General features: G+C 75.8%; 1 protein-coding gene. It reads right to left on the reverse strand.

What is annotated here, in order from left to right:
• Nucleotides 1-529: P-loop NTPase (locus tag ACFR9S_RS14615; protein ID WP_459077217.1), on the reverse strand; the 529-nt coding region annotated here is incomplete at both ends.

Here is a 529-nt window from a genome sequence, read left to right on the forward strand (position 1 = left end):
CTCGCCACTCTGTGGGCCGCGACGACGAACCCGCCGGCGGTTCCCTCGCCCGAGACCTCGTCGTGGAGTTCGGCCGCCGAGAGGGGGAGCGGTGACTCGCGCCCCTCGGCAGCGCGGGCGAGCAACGCCTCGCAGTCGTCGACGGACAGCGTCGGCATCGACAGTCTGGTCGGCCCGTCGGTCGGCGTGTCGGCGCCCTCCCACGCCGCCGTGCGTGCGTCGAACAGGAAGCTCACGTCGTCCCGCCCCGCGAACTCCGCCCGGAGGTCGAGCGCGCGCCGTGCGCCCGGATCGACCACGTCTTCGACGACCACCAGCGTGTGGCCCGCCGCGGCGTCGACGGCCCGCCGGAGCGCCGGCACCGATTGGAGCGACCGCTCGCCGTCCGGCTCGCGGTACAGCACCGTCCCCCGGTCGTTCCGGTGCCACGCGACCGCGATCCGCTTACAGGTCGTGCTCTTCCCCGACCCCGGCGGCCCGGTCAGGACCACGTCCTCGCCGGCACCCAGCCGCCGCTGGGCCCGCGCCG

Origin of the sequence: Halolamina salina, assembly GCF_042678005.1 — an archaeon.
GTDB classification, from domain to species: domain Archaea; phylum Halobacteriota; class Halobacteria; order Halobacteriales; family Haloferacaceae; genus Halolamina; species Halolamina salina.